This is a genomic window from Staphylococcus sp. GDY8P94P, from assembly GCF_017892255.1.
In the GTDB taxonomy this organism is placed as follows: domain Bacteria; phylum Bacillota; class Bacilli; order Staphylococcales; family Staphylococcaceae; genus Staphylococcus; species Staphylococcus cohnii.
In genome coordinates this window covers 1-26,720 of sequence record NZ_JAESKU010000011.1, presented here as the reverse complement: position 1 = coordinate 26,720, position 26,720 = coordinate 1, and the positions used below count along the sequence as shown (strand labels likewise).

Sequence of the window (26,720 nt, the reverse complement as noted above, 5' to 3'; positions counted from 1 at the left end):
AAAACAAAACACCCAAAAAAAAAAAAAAAACCCATAAACAATCTCCAAAACACTAAACACCAAAATATCCTGAAAAGCATACGCATAATATGACCGATGATGAAGAAAAGAATTTGAAACGTTTGTCTGATTTGGAGGAAGGTTTACACCGTAAAAGGTTAATCTCCTATGGTGGTTTGTTAAAAGAAATACATAAAAAATTAAACCTTGATGACACAGAAGAAGGCGATTTGATTCATACAGATGATGACGAAAAAGCCGATGAAGATGGATTTTCTATTATTGCAATGTGGAATTGGGAACGGAAAAATTATTTTATTAAAGAGTAGTTCAACAAACGGGCCATATTGTTGTATAAGTGATGAAATACTGAATTTAAAACTTAGTTTATATGTGGTAAAATGTTTTAATCAAGTTTAGGAGGAATTAATTATGAAGTGTAATTAATGTAACAGGGTTCAATTAAAAGAGGGAAGCGTATCATTAACCCTATAAACTACGTCTGCCCTCATTATTGGAGGTTGAAATGTGAATACATCCTATTCACAATCGAATTTACGACACAACCAAATTTTAATTTGGCTTTGCATTTTATCTTTTTTTAGCGTATTAAATGAAATGGTTTTGAACGTCTCATTACCTGATATTGCAAATGATTTTAATAAACCACCTGCGAGTACAAACTGGGTGAACACAGCCTTTATGTTAACCTTTTCCATTGGAACAGCTGTATATGGAAAGCTATCTGATCAATTAGGCATCAAAAGGTTACTCCTATTTGGAATTATAATAAATTGTTTCGGGTCGTTAATTGGGTTTGTTGGCCATTCTTTCTTTTCCTTACTTATTATGGCTCGTTTTATTCAAGGGGCTGGTGCAGCTGCATTTCCAGCACTCGTAATGGTTGTAGTTGCGCGCTATATTCCAAAGGAAAATAGGGGTAAAGCATTTGGTCTTATTGGATCGATAGTAGCCATGGGAGAAGGAGTCGGTCCAGCGATTGGTGGAATGATAGCCCATTATATTCATTGGTCCTATCTTCTACTCATTCCTATGATAACAATTATCACTGTTCCGTTTCTTATGAAATTATTAAAGAAAGAAGTAAGGATAAAAGGTCATTTTGATATCAAAGGAATTATACTAATGTCTGTAGGCATTGTATTTTTTATGTTGTTTACAACATCATATAGCATTTCTTTTCTTATCGTTAGCGTGCTGTCATTCCTGATATTTGTAAAACATATCAGGAAAGTAACAGATCCTTTTGTTGATCCCGGATTAGGGAAAAATATACCTTTTATGATTGGAGTTCTTTGTGGGGGAATTATATTTGGAACAGTAGCAGGGTTTGTCTCTATGGTTCCTTATATGATGAAAGATGTTCACCAGCTAAGTACTGCCGAAATCGGAAGTGTAATTATTTTCCCTGGAACAATGAGTGTCATTATTTTCGGCTACATTGGTGGGATACTTGTTGATAGAAGAGGTCCTTTATACGTGTTAAACATCGGAGTTACATTTCTTTCTGTTAGCTTTTTAACTGCTTCCTTTCTTTTAGAAACAACATCATGGTTCATGACAATTATAATCGTATTTGTTTTAGGTGGGCTTTCGTTCACCAAAACAGTTATATCAACAATTGTTTCAAGTAGCTTGAAACAGCAGGAAGCTGGTGCTGGAATGAGTTTGCTTAACTTTACCAGCTTTTTATCAGAGGGAACAGGTATTGCAATTGTAGGTGGTTTATTATCCATACCCTTACTTGATCAAAGGTTGTTACCTATGGAAGTTGATCAGTCAACTTATCTGTATAGTAATTTGTTATTACTTTTTTCAGGAATCATTGTCATTAGTTGGCTGGTTACCTTGAATGTATATAAACATTCTCAAAGGGATTTCTAAATCGTTAAGGGATCAACTTTGGGAGAGAGTTCAAAATTGATCCTTTTTTTATAACAGGAATTCAAATCTTTTTGTTCCATTAAAGGGCGCGATTGCTGAATAAAAGATACGAGAGACCTCTCTTGTATCTTTTTTATTTTGAGTGGTTTTGTCCGTTACACTAGAAAACCGAAAGACAATAAAAATTTTATTCTTGCTGAGTCTGGCTTTCGGTAAGCTAGACAAAACGGACAAAATAAAAATTGGCAAGGGTTTAAAGGTGGAGATTTTTTGAGTGATCTTCTCAAAAAATACTACCTGTCCCTTGCTGATTTTTAAACGAGCACGAGAGCAAAACCCCCCTTTGCTGAGGTGGCAGAGGGCAGGTTTTTTTGTTTCTTTTTTCTCGTAAAAAAAAGAAAGGTCTTAAAGGTTTTATGGTTTTGGTCGGCACTGCCGACAGCCTCGCAGAGCACACACTTTATGAATATAAAGTATAGTGTGTTATACTTTACTTGGAAGATACACCGAATGAAGAAACACTGAAGCAACAACTACCTAAAGATTTTAAGAGTTATTTTATTTTAAGTCTTTATAACATGAGTGAAGCGAATTTTTAAATTTCGATAGAAATTTTTACATCAAAAAGCCCCCTGTCAAAAATGACGAAGGGGGTTTTTTGCGCACGCTTTTCGAAGAAAATAATACGACTTGAAAAGTGGTGTATAAGTGCGCCCTTTTAAATTTTGAGTGATTATATTTTTTGAGTTAGAAAAAGGGATTGGGAAAATTTCCCAAAATAATTTAAAAAATAAGCAAAAATTTTCGATAGAGAATGTGCTATTTTTTGTCAAAGGGATATACCTTGACTGTGCTTGCTGTTACACGAACTTAATTTTTTTGATATAAGTTTTGGAATTTAAATCACTCTTAGAAGCTCATATTTGCGTTTTAAGACGTTTTAAATATATCTGCGTATATTTTTATGTGTTTTATCTTTTCGTCGGCAAATGCGTTAAAAACAGCGAAATAAAAGAGGTCAAGGGCGAACGTAGTGAGTGTATTTACCCTTGATCTCTTTTTTTGAGTTGTTTAGCTTTTGCTAAGACGACGGAAAGAAACGAATGCAGTTATCAAGTTGCTTTTCAGAGGCAAGGTCAAGCGCTTTGCGCTTGTTGGGTGTGGGCGAATAGCCCACGGTTTTATTATTTGGAAATTTAGTGGGAGCAGGGGGCGAAAAAACATGGGAATTTTTGGAGCGAAAAAACATGGGGGCACTACGACGGATGTTGCGAATTCCTTGGTCATCTCTGGACTTAGTCCGTATGAGACTACGCGACGCTTTTCTGGGTCATAGACGGTTGCCAGATAAACCCACTCACGATTCATCAACTGGATGTACGTAATGTCAGTTGCCAGAACGCCACTCAAATCATCCAACTTCTTCATGAGGTTGGGCTTTTGAGGTGTGTCAGTGGTTGTTGTTGGCTTCTTGTATGACTTCTTGACCATGCGAGATTTGAGATTGAGCTCATTCATGAGTTCCCAAACCAAACGATCACCAACATCAGTCTTCAAAATGAAGCGCAAGAACGCTGCGATACGACGGTAGCCATAGATGCCACGATTGGTGTTATAAACGGCTTTAATTGCCGTTTTCAGAGCAGTACGCCGTGTTTCTCGTTGGCTAGGTTGCCAGTTTTTCCATTGATAATACGTGCTTCGAGCAATGTTCAAAGCCGATAAAACGCTTGTTATGCGGTGTCCCATTGCGAGTGACCGGTCAATGATTTCCAGTCCTAACTCGCGATTTTGCGTTAATTGTACTTCGAAAGCAACACCGCGGCTCGTTTTAAAATCTCAAGTTCTTCGCGAAGTTTGGCGTTTTCCTTTTGTAATGCGTTTACATCAGCTTGCGTCCATTTCTCGCCGTCCACTTCGTGGACTGTGTACAATTTGACCCAGTTACGGATTGAATCGGCCGAAGGCCCGTACTCAGCGGCTAGTTCAGTGTAAGAACGCCCTTGGTTGTGCATCTCGACAAGAGATTGCTTAAATTCTGGTGAATATCGAATCATATAAAAAATGCTCCTCTGCTATTAGTTTACAGGGCAGAGAAAAATCTGTCCGTAAATCTAGCATAAGAGCATAAGCAGTTTCTGATTCAACCTCCTTAAAAATTATTTGCTCAATATTCGAACACACGTTCGAGTAGACGGCTTAATTTTAGCACAGAAAAACAAGAAAACAAATTTTTGTCGGATTATTTTCGAACAAAAAAGATCTTCCAGGAAAATGGGAAGATCAAGTAAGCTATATATTTTTAAGGGCCCATTTTTATATAATCGCCCCTCGAAAAGACTATTAAAACAACCCCTGTTATCTAACTAGTATATAGCAGGGGTTGTTTTTTTGTTAAGTGATATAATAAACCATAAAAGAAGTTTAGAAATACGGTCCTGTTCATCAATAAATAAACAATTTAATTATTTAATTTCAGAAAGGTATATATGAATCATGGCGCAACAAATTGTCCTACCCATCAAAGACTCTAACGTTTTAAAGATGGTACAAGATACACTTCTCGATAGTTTCCGTGCTGGTCGCCGAAATTACACCATTTTTCAAGTTGGTAAGGCCACGCTACTACGTGTGAGTGATGTCATGACATTAAGAAAATCAGATGTCTATAATCCAGACGGCTCTGTCAAAAATACAGCCTTTATTCATGATAAAAAAACCGGTAAAGCAAACACGTTATATTTAAAGCCTGTTCAGCAAGACTTGCTGCAATATCATGATTGGCTGGTACAAGAAAACATTAATTCGGATTGGTTATTTCCCTCAACGGCCCATTCAGACCGTCACATTACTGAGAAGCAGTTTTACAAGATTATGGCACGCGTTGGTGATCTATTAGGCATCAACTATCTAGGTACACATACCATGCGTAAAACAGGTGCTTATCGTGTTTATACACAATCAAACTACAACATTGGCTTAGTCATGCATTTATTGAACCACTCAATTGAGGCCATGACGCTCACTTATCTTGGCTTGGATCAAGCAAGTCGAGAGACTATGTTAGATCAAATTGATTTTGGTTAAACTCATGCCCTAACCAGACTCAAGCGATACTTTAGTGACTTATCTAGCTAAAATTTGCTAACATTTGTATTAAATATATAAGAGATAAGAGTTGATCATATGCAATTAGTTTACAGGGCAGAAGAAAATCTGTCCGTAAATCTAGCATAAGAGCACTATTCTTTTAGATAGCGATGTGGGGATTGACGATGACACTTAGTTCTCGTCCCCTGTTCTTCGGGGTAGTTATCGATCCGATGCTTCACTAAATAGCATAACCATTAGGGGTCAATTATTATTTTAGCTGTCAAAAAATGTGACAACTAACGATACACTACTATATAGAATGTCACTTTTTTTGACAAATATTATAATGATTTCCCTTATATTAAAAGTATACTACATTTGATACGTTAATAATTAATCATATATAAAACTTAATATAAATTTAACTTTTCTTCCTTTTTAATTTGAAATAAGGGATAAAATTAGTGACTACTGTTCAGGAAAGTAAAAATATACTTCTATATTAAAATAATAAAAAAGCCATACACAATAAGTATTTATTTTTTGATATATTTAAACTAATAGTAATCTAAAGAGGTATTATTAATGACAACAATAGGTTTTGAAGAAAAATTATGGCAAGCTGCCGATAAATTAAGAGAAAGCATGGATACTGCTGAGTATAAAAATGTAGCATTAGGTTTAAACTTTTTAAAATATGTATCAGATTCTTTTGAAGAAAAGCATGAAGAATTGAAGCAAGATCTTTATGCTGACGAAGAGGATAAAGATGAATATTTAGCAGAAAACATTTTCTGGGTGCCAAAAGAAGCAAGATGGCAATATATTAATGACAATGCGAAAAAAACAGAATTTGGACAAATTATTGATAAAGCCATGATTGCGATTGAAAATGAAAACGAACGCGACATTATCTAAGCGTTTCTCTGAAATGTTAGGAAACTCGATTAATAAATATAATAGCCGTTCCATTGAAACATCTAAAGTGATTGAAGAACTTATTCAACTCGCTAAAGATATCAAACAAGAACAACAACGAGGAAATGAATTAGGTCTGAATTCAGATGAGATTGCATTTTACGATGCTTTAGTTTCACATGAAACAGCGAAAAAAGCGATGGAAGATAAAGAACTACGTGCTATTGCTCATGAGCTTACTAAAACAGTGAAAGAAAACATGGGTGTTGATTGGTCTAAACGTGATAGCGCAAAAGCTAAAATGCGCGTAGCTGTTAGACGATTGCTTAAAAAATATGGCTGTAGAACAAGCAGAGCTTATGGCAAGTAATCAATAAAAAATAAACTATAAGTAGCTAGTTACTTTAACCCCTTCTACATTAATATAGTTATTTAAACCATAAACACTCAGTTTTTTTGTACAATTACCTATATAATAATCTACACTCTTATATTTAGCTATTTAATTATACCTACATAATATATTAAACAATATTTTTTGTATAGAAATCTCCAAAAAACCCCACATAATATCTAAATATTTGCTATATTTGTGTAAAGGATAATATAGAGGTGGAATATAAATGGCGACAATTGGATTTGAAGAAAAGTTATGGCAAGCGGCAGATAAATTACGGGGAAGCATGGATGCAGCAGAATATAAAAATGTAGCATTAGGCATTATATTTTTGAAATATGTTTCTGATTCTTTTGAGGAAAAGTATGAAGAATTATTGAATGATGAATACGCTGATGAAGAAGATAAAGACGAATACTTAGCAGAGAATATTTTCTGGGTTCCTAAAGAAGCACGTTGGCAATATATTAACGATAATTCTAAAAAACCAGAAATTGGTCAAATTATTGATAAAGCAATGATAGCAATTGAAAAAGAAAATGAATCATTAAAAGGCGTGTTACCTAAAGATTACGCAAGACCTGCATTAGATAAAGAAAAATTAGGCGATATTATTGACCTATTTACATTCAAAGTTGGAGATTCTGAAAGTAAGAAGCAAGATATTTTAGGTCGTGTTTATGAATACTTTATCGCAAAATTTGCAAGCGCTGAGGGTAAGAATGCTGGGGAATTCTATACGCCTGCTTCAATCGTTAAATTACTTGTTGAAATGATTGAACCTTATCAAGGTAGAATTTATGATCCTTGTTGTGGTTCGGGTGGTATGTTTGTACAAAGTGAGCATTTTATTGAACGCCATCAAGGTCGTATAGGTGATATTGCTGTTTATGGTCAAGAATCTAATCCAACTACTTGGAAATTAGCAAAAATGAATTTGGCTATTCGAGGGATAGATAGTGATTTAGGTGATCATCATGCGGACACATTTCATAATGATTTACATAAAGATTTGAAAGCTGACTTTATATTGGCTAACCCACCATTCAATGCAAGTGATTGGGGACAAGAAAAGTTATTAGATGATTACCGTTGGAAATTTGGTATTCCTCCTAAAGGCAATGCCAACTATGCATGGATTGAACATATGATTTCTAAACTTGCACCAAGTGGTACAGCAGGATTTGTATTAGCGAATGGTTCAATGTCTACAAGTGGTAAAGATGAATTAGAGATACGTAAAAACTTAATTGAACAAGACTTAGTTGAGTGTATTGTCACATTACCAGGGCAATTATTCTATTCAACTCAAATTCCAGTATGTTTGTGGTTCGTGACAAAAAATAAAGCTAAAAATGGTAAGAATGAACGACGTGGAGAAGTACTATTTATAGACGCTAGAAATATTGGAAGTATGGTATCAAGAACATTAAAAGAATTCTCAGATGATGAAATAAAAGATATAGCAAATGTCTATCACTCATGGCGTGGTACAAACGATAATCAATATGAAGATAAAGCAGGATTCTGTAAAGTAGCAAAGACAGAAGAAATAAAAGACAATGAATATATCTTAACACCAGGACGTTATGTAGGCTTAGCAGATGTAGAAGAAGATTCAGAACCATTTGAACAGAAAATGGAAAGAATCACAGCAGATTTAAGTGAACAATTTGCGAAATCAAAAGAACTCGAAGACCAAATCCGAAAATCATTGGAGGGGTTAGGTTATGGAGTTTAAAGAATACAAGTTAAGCGATTTAACTATTAACGGTAAAGGTGAATATGGAATAGGAGCTTCTGCAGTTGAATATAACCCTTCTCTATATAGATATTTGCGTATAACAGATATTGATGACAATGGGTTTATCAATACTGATGAATTAAAAAGTGTAAATGATAAAAATGCTGAAAATTATTTACTTAAAGAAAATGAGATTGTATTTGCCCGTACTGGAAATAGTACCGGCAAAAGTTACTTTTACAATGGAGAAGATGGGCCATTAGTGTTTGCAGGTTTCTTAATAAGATTTAAACTTGATTCAAAAAAAGTGAATCCTAAGTTTATAAGATACTATACTTTATCTGAAAATTATAAAGGATGGATTAATCAATTTGCCACAGGAAGCACGAGAAAAAATATAAATGCAAAAACATATGGCAATATGATAATCAAATTACCTCCACGTAGCTATCAAAATTATATAGTTCAAATCTTAGACTCATTAGAAGAAAAACTAAAAGAAAATAAAAAAATCATAGCAAATCTTGAAGAACTTTCACAAACACTATTCAAACGTTGGTTTGTTGATTTTGAATTTCCTGATGCAAATGGAAATCCATACAAATCAAGCGGTGGAGAGATGGTTGATAGTGAATTAGGTGAAATACCTAGAGGTTGGGCAATTGGTCACTTTAACCAATTTTGTAAAAAACCTATTGCTGGGGATTGGGGTAAAGAACATCAGCAAGGCAACTATAATAAACCAGTGAGAATTATAAGAGGGGCTGATATTAATGATTATAGTAAAGGTGGAAAAGGAAAGTCTCCAATAAGGTTTATATTGGAAAAAAACTTTGATAATAAAAAATTAATATCTGGAGATATTATTGTTGAAATATCTGGAGGAAGTCCTACTCAATCGACAGGAAGAACATTATTAATAAATAAGGAGATACTTCAGAATAGTAACTATGGATTGGTATGTACAAATTTTTGTAAAGTAATACGTCCAGTAGATGAAAAGTATGGAGAGTGGATTGCTTATTATTTTAATTATTTATATTTTAGAGATGTATTTTTTAATTATGAAAATGGTACTACTGGTATAAAAAATTTAGATTATAAATCGATATTGAATACAATGAAGATAATTGTGCCAATCACACAAATTTTAAATAACTTTCATAATGTAATTTCTAATTACAAAATTAATATTCAACGCTTAGGTAAGGAAAATGATTATTTATCCCAACTCCGTGACACATTACTACCAAAATTAATGTCAGGAGAAATTGAGATACCTGATGATATCGAGGTGAATGAAGATGAGCTTTCAATTTAGTGAAGATGATTTAGAACAGGTTGCACTGAAGTGGTTTGAGGGTCTTGGCTATTCTGTTAAGAATGGTCGAGATAGTAGTGACAATGGGATTATGAATGAACGGGAGAGCGACAAAGATGTAGTGCTTGATGATCGTTTGGAAGCAGCTTTGAGACGTATTAATCCTGAACTAAATAATAGTGCAATTGAACAGGCAATTCGTGAAATTTCTATTGAGAAGTCTCCTAGTTTATTAGAGAATAACCGTTCTTTCCATGAAATGATTACAAATGGTATTGAGGTTGAACATTATAATGATGATGGTGAAACGATTAATGATTTGGTGTATGTATTCGACTTTGATAACCCGGGAAATAATGATTTCTTAGCGGTTAATCAATTAACTGTTGTGAATGGAGATTATAAAAAAAGACCTGATATTGTGTTATTTATAAATGGATTACCAGTAGTGGTAATTGAACTGAAAAATTCTACAAATGAATCTGTTGGTATTGAAGACGGATATCATCAGTTAGAAACTTATAAAATGAGAATTCCACAACTATTTAATCACAATGCAGTATTAGTGACGAGTGATGGTGTTAATACAAAAGCTGGTTCTTTAACTGCTGATTATGATCGTTTTATGACTTGGCGTACTAAAGATGGAAAAACTGAAGATTCATCAACGTTTCGTAGTTTAGATATATTGATTCACGGTATGTTAAATAAGGAAGTACTATTAGATTTAATTCGTCATTTTGTTTTGTTCCAAGATGATGGTAAAGGAAATATAGTTAAAATATTAGCTGCATACCATCAATATTATGCAGTGAATAAAGCTATTGATCGTGCTATAGAAGCAACGTCTGAACATGGTGACGGTAAGGGTGGCGTCATTTGGCACACACAAGGTTCTGGTAAGAGTTTGACAATGGTCTTCTTCTCTGGAAAGTTAATTCAAAAATTAAATAATCCAACATTAGTGGTCGTAACGGATCGTAATGACTTAGACAATCAATTGTATGGTACTTTTGTTAAGTCCAAAGGACGCTCAGGTAAAGGATTACTAAGACAGACACCTAAACAAGCTGAATCAAGAAAAGAATTGAAAGAACTATTATCTGTAGAATCAGGTGGTATCGTATTTACAACTATGCAGAAATTCGAACCTGAAGAAGGTCAAGTGACAATGGATGCATTAACAGAACGTAAAAATGTAGTAGTTATGGCAGACGAAGCACACCGTACACAATATGGCTTCAAAGCAACTTACGATGAAAAAGGTGAAGGTATTAAATATGGATATGCAAAATATTTAAGAGATGCTCTACCTAACGCTTCGTTCGTTGGTTTTACTGGAACACCTGTATCTTCTACAGATAAGAATACGCAAATGGTGTTTGGAAATTATATTGATGTATATGATATGACTCAATCTGTAGAAGACGGTAGTACGGTTAAAATATACTATGAAAGTCGTATTATTCCATTAAATTTACCAACCGATTTAGATATTGATGAAGCATATGATGTCATTACTTCTGGCCAAGAAGAAGATACTAAATCTCGATTGAAATCTAAGTGGTCACGTATAGAAGCTCTATCTGGTGCAAAACAACGTGTACATGCTTTAGCGACTGATATTATTAATCACTTTGAAACAAGACAGAAGGCAATGAAGGGTAAGGGTATGATTGTCACAATGAGTCGTCGTATTGCAGTTGATTTATATGATGAAATTGTAAGGCTTAAACCTGAATGGCATTCTGATGATGATGACAAAGGTGTTATCAAAGTCGTTATGACAGGTTCATCAAGTGATCCACAAAACTTCCAAAAACATATTGGTCCGAAAAAGAGAAGAAACCTTCTAGAGAATCGCATGAAAGATGTTAATGATGAATTGCAACTCGTGATAGTGAGAGACATGTGGCTAACGGGATTTGACGTACCTTCTATGCATACAATGTACATAGATAAACCGATGAAAGGTCACAATTTAATGCAAGCTATTGCACGTGTTAATAGAGTATTTAAAGATAAACCGGGCGGCTTAATTGTTGACTATGTAGGTATTGCTGAAAGTCTGAAGGAAGCATTAAAAGAGTATACGGACTCTGATAGAGAACAAACAGGCATAGACACAGATAAAGCTCTTGAAGTTATGTTAATGAAATACGATATCATACAAGATATGTTGTATAATCATGACTATTCTGATTTTGAGTCAGAAGATCAATTGAATCGCTATAATGCTATCTCAAACACGATGGATTATATTATTGGATTGGGTGAGAAAGAAAGAGAGCGATTTGTGACAACAGTGACAGAACTTTCTAAGGCATTTGCATTATGTGCAACAGAGGAAGCTGCTCAAGAACTGAATAGTGAAATTGCGTTTTTAAAAGCAGTAAAATCAGGACTTGTTAAATTATTAGCTCCACCTAGTAAAGGAAGCAAGCGTAAAAAGACACCTGCTGAAATAGAAGCAGAAATAAATCAATTGATTTCAAAGTCAGTTGTAACTGAAGAAGTTGTAGATATTTATCAAACACTTGGAATTGAAAATCCAGATATCTCAATCTTGTCAGATGATTTCTTAAAAGATGTAGAAGGACTACAGCAAAAAAATGTTGCAGTTGAGTTGTTGAACAAATTACTTAAAGGACAAGTTAAGTCATTAATGAAAACAAACGCTACAGTGTCTAAGAGGTTTTCTGAGATGTTAAGTAAATCAATACAAAAATACAATAATCGTTCTATTGAAGCTTCAAAAGTAATAGAAGAATTAATTCAAATGGCCAAAGAAATTAAGCAAGAACAAAAACGAGGTAATGACTTAGGTTTAAGTACTGAAGAAATCGCATTTTATGATGCATTAGCTTCACATGAAACTGCAAAAGAGGCAATGGGCGATAAAGAATTAAGAGCCATTGCACATGAATTAACTAAAACCGTTAAGGATAACATGAGTGTGGATTGGTCTAAACGTGATAGTGCCAAAGCTAAAATGAGAGTACAAGTTCGTAGATTATTAAAGAAATATGGCTATCCACCAGATCTTCAGAAAATAGCGGTAGAACAGGTAGTAGAACAAGCAGAATTAATGGCAAGTCAGCAATAAAAAAATAATTGAGCATCTTCCAAGTAAAGCGGAAGATGCTCGTATTTTTAACCATATTTATATTTCTATTTTGATAATTTAAAAGTAAATGATACTTTAAAATCTTCTTTTTTATTAGGATCGATTACTTCTGATATAATGAAAATAATTAAGACAATTCTATTACTAAAAAATTATCTATATGTGTACTCGTATTCAACCTAGTGGTTTTATTGTCCAAGCTTTTCGTGCATAAGGATTTAAAGGATGCATGATTTCATTTGTTTGAGGGTTTGTTAATATATTGATTTTCTTACTGTGAGGTTTTAACATGTCTAATACATCATTCACTCTATTTTCCACAAGAGGTTTCTTTCCATAGGAACCCCAAGCCAATAAAACACTATCGGCTTCTTTGACAGCTTTCATAATATGAATATCTGTATGCTTATCATAACTATTTTTTTTCAAATGCCTTAAATTAATAGGTGTATCAATATTGGAATATAAATTAACAAAATTAATAGCTCCGAATTCTTCCTTTTCAGTCACTTTATTGATAATAATCTGAGTTGTAAGATCAATACTTTTAACACCATCATAGTGAGGATACATAGTTATAACAGTGACAGTTTGATTTGTTTTATCCCATATCTTTTTTAGTAAATATCTATGTTGCTTATCATCACTAAATATCGCTTCGGTTTCTAATACACTTTTGATTGATTTCATTTTTATCTAACTCCTTTGTTTAATATTCTTCGGGTAGTAACATGACGTAATAAGAAAGGTCTACATCATCTTCTCGGATAATGTAGACCTTATTTATATTGATAGCTTTTGAATAATTTGCCTTATGAATTTTTACGTACTCTGGACGTTCTTGCTTATGTTTGATATATAATTGACTATTATGCATATTGAACTGGAATATATGAAAGTAATCAATCTCTTCTAGTTCCTTGAATTGTTCGTTTTCGCGTTGCGCTGCAAGTTTCCATAACTGTTGCTGCAACATTTCTGGTAAGTAATTGGCAATACCACGTGTAATATAACGTTCCATGCTCATTTCTCCTTTTCTATATCTTTCATTATTGTAATAACTTCTGTAATGACTGTGACGCTTATCTGAGCTATGTGTATCCATTTATTCATTATTGTGATTCTCCTTTTCAAGTAAGTGTCTTTGGTCTAGTAGTGGCATAACTGTGTTATGAAGGTATAAAAAGTCCATATCGTTTGTTTCATCAATATAACCAATCGCAATGAGTTGTTTTTGGTAGTAGAGGATAAAGGGGTATATATGCCTTTCATGAAGTGTGTCAGAGTAGTAAGTATACGTATGAAGTATTTTGTTGGTGAGTGGGCCAAGTCTTACATATTGGTCAGGAAGGATATTGTCAGAGACTTCATCAATGGCTTCACAATCCCATACCTCGTCTTTGGGTAGACTAAATAAATCTGTAATATAATGCTTGAGTTGTTTTTCTAGTGTCATAGTAATGACCTCCTTTATGATTGTTTGAATATATTTATACATATTCATGGATATAATATATATTTGATTTTTCTTTATAATCGCTATATCCTATCCAATCTGATTTAAGTGGTAAAAGTGGTAAATTTAGAGATGTAACATTTATTTTTATCATCAATCACAAAATGAAATTGAGGCATAAAAAAAGTCCCCCAATCTTTTTTCAAAGATTGAGGGATAAGTGTTTCGTCTATTTTGTACCGTATCAGTTTTACTTGCTTATCTTTTGTTATTTCAATGGAATCAATCAACATTTTCATTAGCTGATTTTTAGCTTCTGGGTCTGCTTTCTCGAGAGATGCACTAAACCTATTCATCAACATAATAAGGCGTACTTTTAAAACTTTATAGTTTATCGTTACAGGTTGATTAACTTGTTGGTTATGAGCTGTTTTTATCTTTTCTTCTATAGTTGCAAGCTGTGCATTGAGTTCCTTTTGTTTTTCACTAAGTAATGTACTATCCATTTGATCGTCCAAAAATAATTCTAAGAGTCTTTCTTGTTGTGTTTTTATTTTATGCTTTTGTCTCTTTAGAGTGTCTATATCGTCTACTGCTTCAATAGGTGCCGTTTGCTTGTGCTTAATATTTTCAATAACATCTTCACAAATCTTTCCCACAACTTCAGGCTGAGATAAAATGATATTAAGATGCTTATGAATAACTGCCTCGACTACCTCAGCTTTTATAGAATTGCTATGACAAGCAGCGCTTCCTGAGCGGTTAAATAAAGAACAAATGTAATAACGCTTGATTGTACGTTCTTTTGATTTTTTCGTATTGTAATAAGTTCGTCTGCACACCATATTATTACCGCATTCTGGACACTTAATAAGTCCGCGAAGATAAAAGTCTCCACCAATAGGGCGTCCGGGTTTAAAGCTTTTAGATACTAATTTTTCGTGTACCTGATCAAACATTTCTTCACTTATAATTGCCTCATGTTTACCTTTTACCAAAATCACTTCGTTTTCTCCACTTTTACCACTTCGTCTTTTAGCGGACCAATTTTGATAATTATTAAATCTTACAAATCCTTTATAAACTGGATTATTTAGAATGTATTTGACCCCAAATACTGAGAATGGTTTATGATTAATGGTACGATATCCTTTTTGGTTTAGTATTGTTGTAATGGCCTTAAGTCCTTTATCATGGTTCAAATATAAATCAAAGACTTCTTTGACAATATTAGCTTCATGCTCATCTATAACCAAGTCATTCTTCTGTGTCAGTGGATTAAGTGATAACTTATAACCTAAAACACGTCCTGTAATGGCCTCTCCTTGCCTTGCTTTAGCATTCATCGACATCTTCACATTTGATATCAGTGTCTGTCTTTCTATGGAGCCAATTAACCCAAACATAGTCACTAGTATCTCACCTGAGTATTCTGATGTATCTATATTCTCAGATATCGATTTATAACCAACACCATGTTCTTTAAAATCATGAATAATATTAAATACATCACGCATTGACCGTGAAATACGATTGAGTTTCCAACTTAGTACCATCTCAATTTTATTCGCTTTTACATCGTCTAATAACCGTTTCATTGCTGGACGATCTTCAATATTTTTACCAGAGATACCCGAGTCTGTGTATGTTAGATATTCATAACCTGGGAAATTTTTAAGTACTTCTTTAATCAATACTTGTTCTTGTTCATGAATCGAGTAACCACGCTCAGATTGTTCTGATGTACTTACTCTAGAGTACAATGCAATTTTCTTATTCATAGTTTGTGTCTCCTTTTTTATTATGTTAAGTTATTGACCATAGGTCTTAATAACATCACATTGATAATATATATTTATATTTGCTTTAGTTTTTGTCACTTTTATCACTTTAAAATAGGTGCACTATAGGATCTTGCCTATAGTGCTTATTTTTCTTACTTCTCTTTAATAATCCGTTCTTCGAGGATAGGTATCATAATTTCTACAATTGCTTCTATTTGTTGCTCGTTCATTTTTTATATACTCCCTTCATCTATCGGCCACATCTCTTCATCTGCATATTGATATTCATTTTCTGTTACGTTATGTTCTGATTGTTTAAATTCTATTAACGCATTGTTACCATCATTAGCATCAATTTTCCAGTCTAAATCAACCCAAAATTCATAGCCATCGCGTAGTTTTGTTTGTACATTAAAATTCCCTTGGATTAATTGTTTAATAACCTGAGCACTCACATTAAATTCTTCATTAATAACTTTGTTTAGCTTAGACACTTTGATACGTGACCCTTTTTTTATTTCTATACGTTTTCTGAGTAAATTAATACATGCTTTCTGATTTGCAATACTTGCAGATTTACTAGAAACAAATTTATACCCAAAATTCAACCAATCATGAGTAATTTCAGTAACACGTTCATTTTCAAGCTTTTCGGTATCAGCTTTTACAATTTGCTGATATACAGACATCAAGTAAAGGAAGATTTCTTTTTTCTCGTTCTTTAACTTTTCATTTAAAGTAGTGTCTGCCCTTTCAACATAATATTCACAAGGAATGACTGAAATACGGCGTTCTAATGCTTTTGCATGTTCAGATGGAAAATTAAGTACAGCATTTGTATTAAAAACGAGTTTTAAATCTAAAGTAACTTCGACCTGCGTCTGCCCTTTACGATCAACATGAATAGGTTCAACGGATAATAACTTTTTGAAATCATTCACAGTTGCTTCATCAACTCTAGCTTTTCCTACCTCATCACTAGCCATAAGTCGTTTACCAATCAGACTTTCTTTATCAAAACGCCCTCCAAGCTCATTAAGCGTTTTAGATACGATATCATTAGGATAGAAGAAAGATTTAAGCAACTTGATATAGACCGATTTCCCATTTTTTGCTGTTCCATACAAAATAAGTCCACGACGTAGTTTCGTATTCCCAGTCAATAAAACCGCTGTATGTTGGAAAAGAAAGTACTGTAGGCCAGTATCGAAATTAGCAAGTTCTAACATATACTTGTCAAAATGATGTGGTACCTTGTCGGTGATTGTATCATTCATGTCTAAATCTAAATTCAAGCGTGTTTTTGGAAATGTCTCTATGCAATTCCTCTCTACTTCAAACGATTTTAGATTGAACATGTTTTTACCACAACCAATGTAATGTTTATCCTCAACAAGTTCATCTACATCCGTTGATTTTTGTATGCCATTCACAACGTTTTTCAGAGTGCTTAATGAAGGCTTATAACCAACTAACAGCACTTGAATCATTTTAGATACAATGTCTCGCAGTTCATCTTCATTTACCTTTTGCCAACCTTTATCTTTGAAAATAAACAACTCTGAATCAAAGCGTTTAATATGGAACAGTTTAATCATCATATCCATTAAAATGGTGTCATTTGGTTTTTTCTCAATACCAAAATAAGTATAGATATTAGATCGATAGTCTACATCTTTAGGAATATCAAGATTTAATTGATTAATAAGTGTGTTATACACCTTTATAGATTCTTCAGATTGATCTAGTTCATCCTCATTTCCCACAATCGTTGTTAGGATAGCAATCAGACCTTCATGGTCGATTGCCTCCTTTGCAACATTTAAAAGCTTGGATAACATTTGTATTATATGATTCATGATTGTACTCCTCCAAATCTATTTAATGGTGCAACATCTTGTACAAAATAATTTCCGTTATATTGACCGATAAGAACTAAGTGTTTACGATCAATATATGGTTCATAGGTTTCATGATTCGCGCTATAATTACTATGCTGTTTAAGCCAATCATTTATTGATAACTGCATACCTGACGTTTGTACTAAAATATTACGATTCGCATATAAAATCTGGTTATCCACTTCAATTTCATACGTGAATTGATGTTTAATTTCACCTAAAAAATCTGTCTCACTTACAGAACACAATGTAGCAACATATATATGACCTGCTCTTAATGTTGTTTTTTGTGGGATTTGTAAACTTTGACCTCTGTCATTATTCATTGCCTGTACCTCCCATTTCTTCCACTGTCACATGCGCAAATTCACCATTGAACAATTGGTTAGCTGTACGTTTCATTAGTTGAGCAACATTCTGTGCAGTCACTTTATCATCACATTCAATCATAATCGCATCGTGAATTGGTATGATAATTTTGAAAATATTTTGTTCGCACTGTGCTTTGTACACTTCCAATAAAATATGTTTGAAAATATAACTCGCTACAGTTTGTACGTAAATTGCCATGATGCTGCTACTTTGAAATGCACTCATATCATGTTCAATACCGTATGGCATAGGCATCGATTTATTCTCATCGACGTGTTTTTTTAGTTCAATGACTTTTGTAAACTGGCTGACCACATCCAACCATTGCACTTCATTTACATATTGATTCAGCTTGAATTTAGGGCTATTGAAGTTGCCGCCAAATAGAAATGAACCAATAAATGCACGTTTAACAAATATTCGTTGCTCATCTGGTAAGTCTAATTCACTTAGTAATGCGTCATACAGTCCGTCTTTCTGATTCAAAAAGTCAATCAGTTTTGAATCTTGAGTCATGTACGCTACAACTGATGGTTCAAATGATTTAAAATCGACAGTATATACCTTCTTATATTTTGAAGGTAAAATCGTGCATTGGACTGCTTTAGGTAAGCCCTGAATATTAAAATTTTTAGTTGTGATTCGATGTGTCCGAGTCCCAATCAACGATAATTGTGTATATAATCGATTCGTACCATTTAATGACTGATCTAATCTATCAAATAACTGTTCGATTTTATCAGAATGTTCATTGTTCTTAGCCTTTTCAAGCATTGCGGCTTTGATATCAGGTAGATTATCGATATTAAGCGAAATAGGTTCTGATTCAATCTCTTCCTTTAACGTTTCCAATCCTTGATGTATTTTCACGTATTGGTCTAACTTAACTCGCTTATCAGTTAAAAGTGCATTGTATTTTTGGTCTAGCAGTTGGCTGAATTGTTGTTGCAATTGTTGAATATCATTTTGGTTAGATGCTTTGTTCATTAACAACTGCTCTGTTTTGTTGCTTTGACTCAATGACATAAGGTTGTCTCTAGTCTTCATTTGAATCTTCTCCTTTATAAAGTTGATAGTGGCGCGCTCACTTTCACTGAAATTTTGTTTGTCTTGGCCCTGACAGTGTATAATTTATCAACTTTATTAAAGAAAGTGATTAAGTCATTGAAAAAAAACAAAAAAAAATAAACCCAATAAACGCGTCATTACAGCGTTTATTGGGTCAAAATTTTTTTTAAATTTTTCTTTACACATAACCTATGATAGATTAATGCCTATGATTTTGACGTATTAAATCTTCGTTTTTCAATAGATCTTTTGAAATTTTCAATGAAAGGACCTACCATAAAATTATCAAAGTTATAATTATAGTCTTTGATATCATGCCAATTAATCATCTTATAAAAGTTAAACATTTTCCCATTTTCCATCACTTCATTTCTAACTACTCGATTAATATTAGGATACTTAGATTTCACAGCATCACCACTGATATATCTATCCAATGTAAGAATTGCTTTATGAACATCTTCAATAGCATATCTTATATAGTCATTATCGATCTTACCTACATAATTAATATCTAAACCATATTTAGATAATACAGTTTGTAAATATACTAAGCTATCTTTAGCTTGTAAAATAGCTTCAAGATATTCTTGATGTGCATTTGCAGCTTTTAAATTAAATTCTATTGTTTTTAACTTTTTAGTAAAAATACTTTTTCTTTCAAAATGTAATCTATCTTTAATGTAATACAACACTTTATGTTTATTATTCCTATTTAATTTACACTTATTCCAAAATAGATTCTTACTATAAAATTCAACTATATCTGCTTTTTTATTATTACTTATTAAATCGTAATCAATTAGCTTTGATATATTTTGTATTGCTTTACTATGTATATCATTTCGTACCTTATTCTTACTATCTAAACTTTCTATGAACATACTATTAGGTTTTTGCGATTTTTTTAATATATCTGCTATTAACAAATCAACTTCATCATAATCCGTTTCATCGTAGTCCCATTCTGTTTTTAATAAACTTCCCAATGGAATTTGTGATTGCTTATATAGCAAATAATTTAATTCATAATCACGATTAACTTGTTTACCTTCTAAGATAGAATTTTTATATTTCTCTAATTCATCATTTTTATGAATCAAATTTTCTCTACGTTCCTTTGATAGAAAACGAAATATCGTTTCATCAATAGAATGTAACACTTCATTCTGTAATTCAATTCTTTTATATATAGGTAAAGCTTCCATAAATTGATTCAATTCAAATTCTTTTTTTCTAAATGCTTCACCCATAGTCAACCAAGACATTGTATTTTGATATGCATCTTTAGTCTGTATATATGCCTTCAACCTATTATATTCAATTTCATTTATTGATTTCATTAATTGACTTATATAGTCTATGTATAATGAGTGATCAATATTATCAATAATATTTCTTTTAGAAGGCCCATTTTTTTTAAAATCTTTCGAGTTTATATCAATCGGATAGTAGTCAATACTCTTTAATAATACCTTGATTAATTCTTTAGAAACACCATTAAAAGTATATTGATTGTTTTTATTTTGGCCATTGAAGTTATGAAATGTCTTCATATCAATTTTAAATATCGTAGAAATCATATTTATCTTTTTATTAAAACTATGTGTGGTTAAACCTAACTCTATTCGAATATCCTCTTTTGAGTATAATTTTTTTACAATGTCGTCTGACGGCATAATGCTCTACCTCCTTAACTAATATATAATCATTTATAAACACTGGTTAGACTGCACTTAACTAGACAACTTTTATAAGGAAAGTTAATCTTAAACTAAGAATATAGACCATCCACTATTTTTCTATTTCCTTTTCAATCTTTCTAGTAACTATTCCTTGAACTTTTATGTATACCTCTGGATTATCTATTATTATCAGTTCTAATTTCCCTTTTGTTCTTGTAAGAGCTTGATATAACCCTTCTTTTTCTAAATATGGATAATATTTAATATATTTTGAACCTAATTCATTATCTTCATTATAATAAAAGTGACAATCTATTGGTACTAATACATTATTGAATTCCCGTCCAATAACTTCATGAACATCTTTTGATAAATACGATATCTTTTTTCTCTTTTTAATATTTGATGTTTTAGTAGTATATGTTGTCAATTCAATTGAAACATAACCAAGTTTTTCTATTTTTTCTTTAATATAACTCTCCGCTTCTATTTTATTATCAAAGTATGTAATTTCAACATCTTTGTAATTATAGTCATAATGATGTTTTACATTTAATTTACTGAATTTTTCTATAAAAGATATTATTTCTGGATTAGTTCTAATTCTATTTTTCAACTTAAGTTTCTTTATACTAGAATTAGTTAAAATCATATCACTTGTTCCATCTTCAATTTCTTTATAAGATAATACTTGCTTTTTATCTACAGCAAATATTACATTAATATCATCTTTTTCTACCACTTCAATGTATTGCTTCTGATATAGCCTTTGTGCTTCATCTATTAATACAACATCATAATCATCTAAACTTACATTATAAAAATCCCTAATTGACCTAATTTCAAAACCTATAATATCAGATAAGATTTTAAAATTACTTAATTTAGCACATATAAACAATATAACTTTTTTATTTGTATTATAATGTTTTGCAATATCAAATAGAAGTAATGATTTACCTGTTCCTGATTCTCCTTCAATACATATCTTATTAAATGCAGAATTTAATATATCCTCTTTAACTTTTGATTGTAATTGATTTAAATAGTATTTATGAATAGAAAATTCATCTGGTTGACTGTATGGAGAAATTATTAACTTTGATAAATCTATATTTTCTAATTCATTAGACTGACAAAAACTCTCATCTAATAAACTTGATATTTCATTTTCGTTAGTTATTTCTAAAATCCCTTTACTGCTTAATTTATAAATTTCGTTACAATCCAATATGTAAACAAAAGAGAATATTTCCTTGTCCAAAGCTTTTAATACATACCTATGTCTTTTAAGTTGCTCCTCAACTTTTTTCATTCCCTTTTTTGGTATTTCACTTTTTAATTCTATATTCAATACAGACCTTTCATTAAATCTTAGCAAATCAAATTCTTCATCAATATTATTGTTAATTTTGTAACCTAAAAAGAAACCAGATAATTTAAGGTACTCATTTTTCCCTTTTAATATTTCAACTAAATTATACAAAGCTTTTAGCTCTCTATCATCTCTACTAATTCCATTTTTTGTATAGTAACAATAGTGATACATTTTAAGAAATGACTTTAATAAATTTTCATTTTCTGTTTCATAAATAGTACTAAAGTACTTAAGATTAAATGGTTTAATAGTAAGCATCTCCTTTTTAAATATTACACAATCTATTTTTTAGTTTTATTTGTGATACGCTTCTGCGTATCGGTTAATGATGCGGTTTTTAATTATATAATTTCATTTAATAAGGTAATGAACAGTTTTTTGATAAATGTTATTCTTCTAAAATTCTTTTTAATTTACACACTAAAAAATATCCTCCTTAACAATAATAAGTTATTTAAATTATTGATTAAGGAGGATAACTTTATATCTATTTATTTCTCAATCTAGAACTAGATTTTTATCGTGCTTTCAGTTCATTTCCTGTCATCCATTTATGATTTTTAATGATTTTACCATTATCTTTGGATTTGTAATCAACTACGTAAACAGTAGTCTTTTTCACGTTATCTATATTGGCTGTAGCACCTTTCATACCAGACATATGACTTGCTTCTAATTTAACAGTATCGCCCTTACTAAATCCATCTTTAGGTGCATCTTTGATCTCTTCGTTTACGACCCATTTATGATTGTTTACTTTTTCATTTCCATTTGTGGGTTTATAACTTACAACATAAGCATATGTTTTATACGCACCTTTTACAGTAGCTTCTGCACCTTTCATACCTGGCATATGCCCTGCTGTAATCGTTACTTTATCTCCTACTTTAAATTCACCCTCATTAGTCGATTTCATACCTTCAGGAACTTTACTTTCATTATTATGCTTCATATGGCTCTCACTTTTTTGGTCATTAGTGTCTTTATCTTTTTCATCATTATTGGAGCAAGCTGATAATATTAGTAATGATCCTAATATCATAAAAAATAATTTTTTAATCATAATAAAACTCCTATCTTTTATTTTAATTTTAATGTAAAGGCATTAATTGCAACAATAACCGTACTTAGCGACATTAAAATAGCACCTATTGCAGGTGATAAAATCAAGCCGATAAATGCTAAAATACCAGCTGCTAAAGGTACAGCAACAATATTATAACCTGCACCCCACCATAAGTTTTGCACCATTTTTCTCATAGTATTATTTGAGAGGGTCAAGAAATGGATAATATCTGATGGATTACTTTTAACGAGTATAATATCAGCTGACTCAACTGCTACATCTGTACCTGCACCAATTGCTATACCAATATCCGCTCTTATAAGACTCGGCGCATCGTTGATACCGTCTCCGACCATCATGACTTTATTACCGTCACTTTGATAATCTTTTATAATGCTTTCCTTATCTTCTGGCATGAGTTGTGCGTGGACATCACTAATACCTAATTCTTTTGCGACAGCGTGTGCCACTTCATTATTGTCACCTGTAAGCATGACTGGTGTAATATTTCTTGATAGTAAATCAGCTACCATTTGTTTTGAGCTTTCTTTAATTTGATCTCCTTGAGCAATCATGCCAATGACTTGTTGATCCTCAATTAAATAACTGATTGAATTACCTTGTTGAGCTAATTTAGTAAACAAGTCATCGTCATAATTAAGTTTATGTTTATCAAGATAAGAGACATTTGTTATTTTATATGTTTTATTATCAATTAGACCTTCTAATCCGACACCTGGAATATTATTAACGTCTTGTGGGTTAGTAAATGAAACATTTTTACTTTTCGCAAAATCAACAATACTTATAGCTAATGGGTGATTAGATTGACTTTCTAATGAGGCGAAAAGGCTTAATATTGTATCATTACTCAAATCATTTTTAAAGCTCTCATAATGATTCACAGAAAAGTTACCCTCAGTTAAAGTACCAGTTTTGTCCATCATTACATAATCGATATGTTGAGCTATTTCTACAGACTCTCTATTTTTAATAATTAAACCATTATGTGCACCAATTGAAGTAGAACGTGCAGTGACTAAAGGTATTGCCAAGCCTAAAGCATGTGGACAAGCAATGACTAACACAGTTACAAGACGTTCGAGTGCAAAATCAACATCATTTTGAATGAGCATCCAGACAATAAAAGAAATCACGCCAACACTTACAGCAAAGTAGAATAAATAACCCGCCACTTTATCAGATAACAATTCAGCACTAGATTTATCATTTTGTGCTTGATTAACAAGTCCCATAACTTGAGAAAGATATCCATCTTCTCCCACAGCTGTAACCTTGACTTGTATTGTTCCAGACCCATTAATAGAACCCCCGATGACGTTGTCATTTTGATTTTTTTGTACTTTTTTAGATTCTCCAGTGACTAGGGATTCATCTATAGATGTTTGTCCTTGAACGATAATACCATCTGTTGGAATGCTTTCTCCGGCTTTTACTTCGACGATATCATCAGTCATGATGTCTGATATTTTAACTTCTTCGCGTTGGCCATTATCCATAACTTTAATAGCACTATTAGGTAACAGTTCTGCCATTTTCTTTAAAGCATCTCCAGCATTTCCGACAGCATTCATTTCTATCCAATGTCCTAATAGCATAATTAAAATTAAGGTTGCTAATTCCCAAAAAAAGTCCATTGTATGACCAGTTGCACTACTAAAGTTATTCATATAAAAAGCATACAAGCTATAAATATAAGCTACTGAAATACCTAGGGCAACTAAGGTCATCATGCCTGGTTTTTTTGTAGCAATTTCATCTTTACCACCAGACAAGAACGGTTTACCACCATAAAAGAATAAAATTGTACTTAATATTAACACTACCCATTCAGAACCTGGAAATGTGAATTGAAAAGGTAAGTTAACACCCATCATTGGCGATAAAAGAATGATAGGTATTGCAAAAATTAATGAAACAAAAAACTTAACTTTAAAATTTCCATGATGATGTGCATGGCCACTATGATGATGTGAGGCATGGTTATCATGATGCATGTGATTGGAATGATTCATGTGATTTTGATGATTATGCTCTTCACCATTATTATTCAAATTAACCCCTCCTATTTATGAAAATATTATATTAGCTATACTTATACTATAACACATACCTCCTAGGGGTATAAATGTTTTCGATTTATCTCCATTTATGGATTTATTTATATCATTCCGAAAATGATGTCTCCACGTCCTACATTAGACCTTGTCATCGATGTTTAAAACAAGGTTTTAATTAAATGTATTATTGCAAAAAGCATTATCTATATAGATAATTGTCTATATAGATGATAATCTATAATAAAGGAGGGATGACATCCATATGTCTTATAAGGAACTATCATTACAATTAAAAATTTTATCGGATCCAAGTCGATTAGAAATATTAGACTTATTATCTTGCGGTGAATTATGTGCTTGTGATTTATTAGCGTATTTTCAATTTTCACAACCTACATTAAGTCATCATATGAAAATTCTAGTAGATAATGAATTAGTATCTACACGAAAAGACGGTACTAAGCGCATGTACCGACTTAATCATAAGTCCTTAGATTCAATCAACAATGAATTAACTTATATTAGCTCTCCTACTCAACAATGTATGTGTAAAAAGATAAAGACAGGTGAATGTACATAATGACTATTCTAGCGATTATTATTTTTCTTTTAACTCTCATGTTTGTTATTTGGCAACCTAAGGGGTTAGATATTGGTATTACAGCTTTAATTGGAGCTGTCGTTGCGATTATTACAGGGGTCGTAAGTTTTTCAGATGTAATAGAAGTAACAGGGATTGTTTGGAATGCTACTTTAACCTTTGTAGCTGTTATTCTTATTTCATTAATATTAGATGAAATTGGATTTTTTGAATGGTCCGCGATACATATGGTCAAAGCGTCAAACGGTAACGGCTTAAAAATGTTTGTTTTTATTATGTTATTAGGGTCAGTTGTAGCAGCATTTTTCGCAAATGATGGGGCTGCTTTAATCTTAACGCCTATTGTATTAGCGATGGTAAGGAATCTAGGATTTAACAAAAAAGTGATTTTTCCTTTTATAATTGCCAGTGGTTTCATCGCTGATACGACATCACTACCTTTAATTGTAAGTAACTTAGTGAATATTGTTTCAGCAGATTACTTTAATATTGGATTTATTGAATATTTTAGTCGAATGATTATACCTAATATATTCTCTCTAATTGCCAGTATTCTCGTCTTATGGGTATATTTCAGAACATCCATACCTAAAAGGTTCGATACAGAAAATCTATCAGATCCTAAAAGTGCAATTAAAGATTCTAAATTATTTAAGATTTCATGGATTGTATTAGCAATACTACTTGTGGGTTATCTTGTTAGTGAGTTTATACAAATACCTGTATCAATCATTTGTGGTATTATTTCTATTATCTTTTTACTGTTATATGGAAATTCAGAAGATGTGCATACGAAACAAGTAATTAAATGTGAAAAATGGAA

20 protein-coding genes and 4 pseudogenes are annotated in these 26,720 nt (G+C 32.2%); 11 read left to right on the top strand and 13 right to left on the bottom strand.

What is annotated here, in order from left to right; genetic code table 11:
- Positions 1-74 precede the first annotated feature (74 nt).
- From KA926_RS07675 to tet(L), 3 genes and pseudogenes are all read left to right on the top strand, one after another.
- Positions 75-329 (top strand): annotated as a pseudogene (locus tag KA926_RS07675) (protein rep); the annotation flags it as partial.
- Between the two features lie 103 nt (positions 330-432).
- Positions 433-495: pseudogene (locus KA926_RS14185) on the top strand (tetracycline resistance efflux system leader peptide).
- 33 nt (positions 496-528) lie between these two features.
- Positions 529-1,905: a tetracycline efflux MFS transporter Tet(L) gene (tet(L), locus tag KA926_RS07665; RefSeq protein ID WP_002294500.1), complete on the top strand. Its 1,377-nt coding sequence runs from the start codon at positions 529-531 to the stop codon at positions 1,903-1,905.
- Between the two features lie 1,071 nt (positions 1,906-2,976).
- On the opposite strand, the gene KA926_RS07660 is transcribed toward tet(L), so the two are convergent.
- On the bottom strand, positions 2,977-3,654 hold the full coding sequence (locus KA926_RS07660) for an IS3 family transposase (RefSeq protein WP_096541189.1): 678 nt from the start codon (positions 3,652-3,654) through the stop codon (positions 2,977-2,979).
- 47 nt (positions 3,655-3,701) lie between these two features.
- Positions 3,702-3,962 (bottom strand): transposase, encoded by a 261-nt coding sequence (locus KA926_RS07655; protein WP_003610944.1) that lies wholly within the window; start codon positions 3,960-3,962, stop codon positions 3,702-3,704.
- A gap of 439 nt (positions 3,963-4,401) precedes the next feature.
- Between KA926_RS07655 and KA926_RS07650 the strand changes: the two genes are divergently transcribed.
- From KA926_RS07650 to KA926_RS07625, 6 genes and pseudogenes are all read left to right on the top strand, one after another.
- Complete coding sequence (locus tag KA926_RS07650; RefSeq protein ID WP_210144099.1) at positions 4,402-4,992, top strand: site-specific integrase; 591 nt, start codon at positions 4,402-4,404, stop codon at positions 4,990-4,992.
- Between the two features lie 591 nt (positions 4,993-5,583).
- Positions 5,584-5,901: pseudogene (locus KA926_RS07645) on the top strand (type I restriction-modification system subunit M N-terminal domain-containing protein); the annotation flags it as partial.
- A pseudogene (locus KA926_RS07640) lies at positions 5,891-6,293 on the top strand (type I restriction enzyme endonuclease domain-containing protein); the annotation flags it as partial. The pseudogenes KA926_RS07645 and KA926_RS07640, both read left to right, overlap by 11 nt.
- A 246-nt stretch (positions 6,294-6,539) precedes the next feature.
- Positions 6,540-8,054, top strand: coding sequence for a class I SAM-dependent DNA methyltransferase (locus KA926_RS07635; RefSeq protein WP_210140473.1), 1,515 nt, complete (start codon positions 6,540-6,542; stop codon positions 8,052-8,054).
- Positions 8,044-9,378 carry a restriction endonuclease subunit S gene (locus KA926_RS07630; protein WP_210140472.1) on the top strand — a complete coding sequence of 445 codons (1,335 nt, stop codon included), beginning with the start codon at positions 8,044-8,046 and terminating at the stop codon, positions 9,376-9,378. The genes KA926_RS07635 and KA926_RS07630 overlap by 11 nt, the downstream gene beginning before the upstream one ends.
- Positions 9,362-12,484, top strand: a complete 3,123-nt coding sequence (locus tag KA926_RS07625) for a type I restriction endonuclease subunit R (protein ID WP_210144098.1) — start codon at positions 9,362-9,364, stop codon at positions 12,482-12,484. Before KA926_RS07630 ends, KA926_RS07625 begins: the two co-directional genes overlap by 17 nt.
- 195 nt (positions 12,485-12,679) lie before the next feature.
- On the opposite strand, the gene KA926_RS07620 is transcribed toward KA926_RS07625, so the two are convergent.
- The 11 genes from KA926_RS07620 to KA926_RS07570 form a co-directional block, all read right to left on the bottom strand.
- Positions 12,680-13,195, bottom strand: coding sequence for a DUF1643 domain-containing protein (locus tag KA926_RS07620; protein ID WP_210144096.1), 516 nt, complete (start codon positions 13,193-13,195; stop codon positions 12,680-12,682).
- A 19-nt stretch (positions 13,196-13,214) separates the two neighbouring features.
- Positions 13,215-13,526, bottom strand: coding sequence for a DUF960 family protein (locus KA926_RS07615; protein ID WP_049320751.1), 312 nt, complete (start codon positions 13,524-13,526; stop codon positions 13,215-13,217).
- Positions 13,527-13,610: 84 nt separating this feature from the next.
- Positions 13,611-13,961, bottom strand: coding sequence for an SAUGI family uracil-DNA glycosylase inhibitor (locus KA926_RS07610; RefSeq protein WP_016911219.1), 351 nt, complete (start codon positions 13,959-13,961; stop codon positions 13,611-13,613).
- 104 nt (positions 13,962-14,065) lie between these two features.
- Entirely contained in the window at positions 14,066-15,742 is a 1,677-nt protein-coding gene (gene ccrC / locus KA926_RS07605) for a cassette chromosome recombinase CcrC (protein WP_210144094.1), read from the bottom strand.
- A 236-nt stretch (positions 15,743-15,978) separates the two neighbouring features.
- Complete coding sequence (locus tag KA926_RS07600) at positions 15,979-17,604, bottom strand: DUF5906 domain-containing protein (RefSeq protein WP_210144092.1); 1,626 nt, start codon at positions 17,602-17,604, stop codon at positions 15,979-15,981.
- Entirely contained in the window at positions 17,601-17,972 is a 372-nt protein-coding gene (locus KA926_RS07595) for a hypothetical protein (RefSeq protein ID WP_049320746.1), read from the bottom strand. Before KA926_RS07595 ends, KA926_RS07600 begins: the two co-directional genes overlap by 4 nt.
- Positions 17,965-19,065, bottom strand: coding sequence for a DNA polymerase (locus KA926_RS07590; protein WP_210144090.1), 1,101 nt, complete (start codon positions 19,063-19,065; stop codon positions 17,965-17,967). Before KA926_RS07590 ends, KA926_RS07595 begins: the two co-directional genes overlap by 8 nt.
- A 227-nt stretch (positions 19,066-19,292) precedes the next feature.
- On the bottom strand, positions 19,293-20,765 hold the full coding sequence (locus tag KA926_RS07585; protein WP_210144089.1) for a DUF6038 family protein: 1,473 nt from the start codon (positions 20,763-20,765) through the stop codon (positions 19,293-19,295).
- Positions 20,766-20,880: 115 nt separating this feature from the next.
- On the bottom strand, positions 20,881-22,257 hold the full coding sequence (locus KA926_RS07580) for a DNA/RNA helicase domain-containing protein (RefSeq protein WP_210144087.1): 1,377 nt from the start codon (positions 22,255-22,257) through the stop codon (positions 20,881-20,883).
- 409 nt (positions 22,258-22,666) lie between these two features.
- Complete coding sequence (locus KA926_RS07575) at positions 22,667-23,212, bottom strand: YdhK family protein (RefSeq protein WP_025905372.1); 546 nt, start codon at positions 23,210-23,212, stop codon at positions 22,667-22,669.
- Positions 23,213-23,229: 17 nt separating this feature from the next.
- Positions 23,230-25,290: a heavy metal translocating P-type ATPase gene (locus tag KA926_RS07570; RefSeq protein WP_025905371.1), complete on the bottom strand. Its 2,061-nt coding sequence runs from the start codon at positions 25,288-25,290 to the stop codon at positions 23,230-23,232.
- Between the two features lie 268 nt (positions 25,291-25,558).
- Between KA926_RS07570 and KA926_RS07565 the strand changes: the two genes are divergently transcribed.
- Both KA926_RS07565 and arsB read left to right on the top strand, forming a co-directional pair.
- Positions 25,559-25,876 carry an ArsR/SmtB family transcription factor gene (locus KA926_RS07565; RefSeq protein WP_011274435.1) on the top strand — a complete coding sequence of 106 codons (318 nt, stop codon included), beginning with the start codon at positions 25,559-25,561 and terminating at the stop codon, positions 25,874-25,876.
- On the top strand, positions 25,873-26,720 hold an 848-nt coding region (gene arsB / locus KA926_RS07560; RefSeq protein ID WP_210144101.1), incomplete at its 3' end, for an arsenite/antimonite efflux transporter. The genes KA926_RS07565 and arsB, both read left to right, overlap by 4 nt.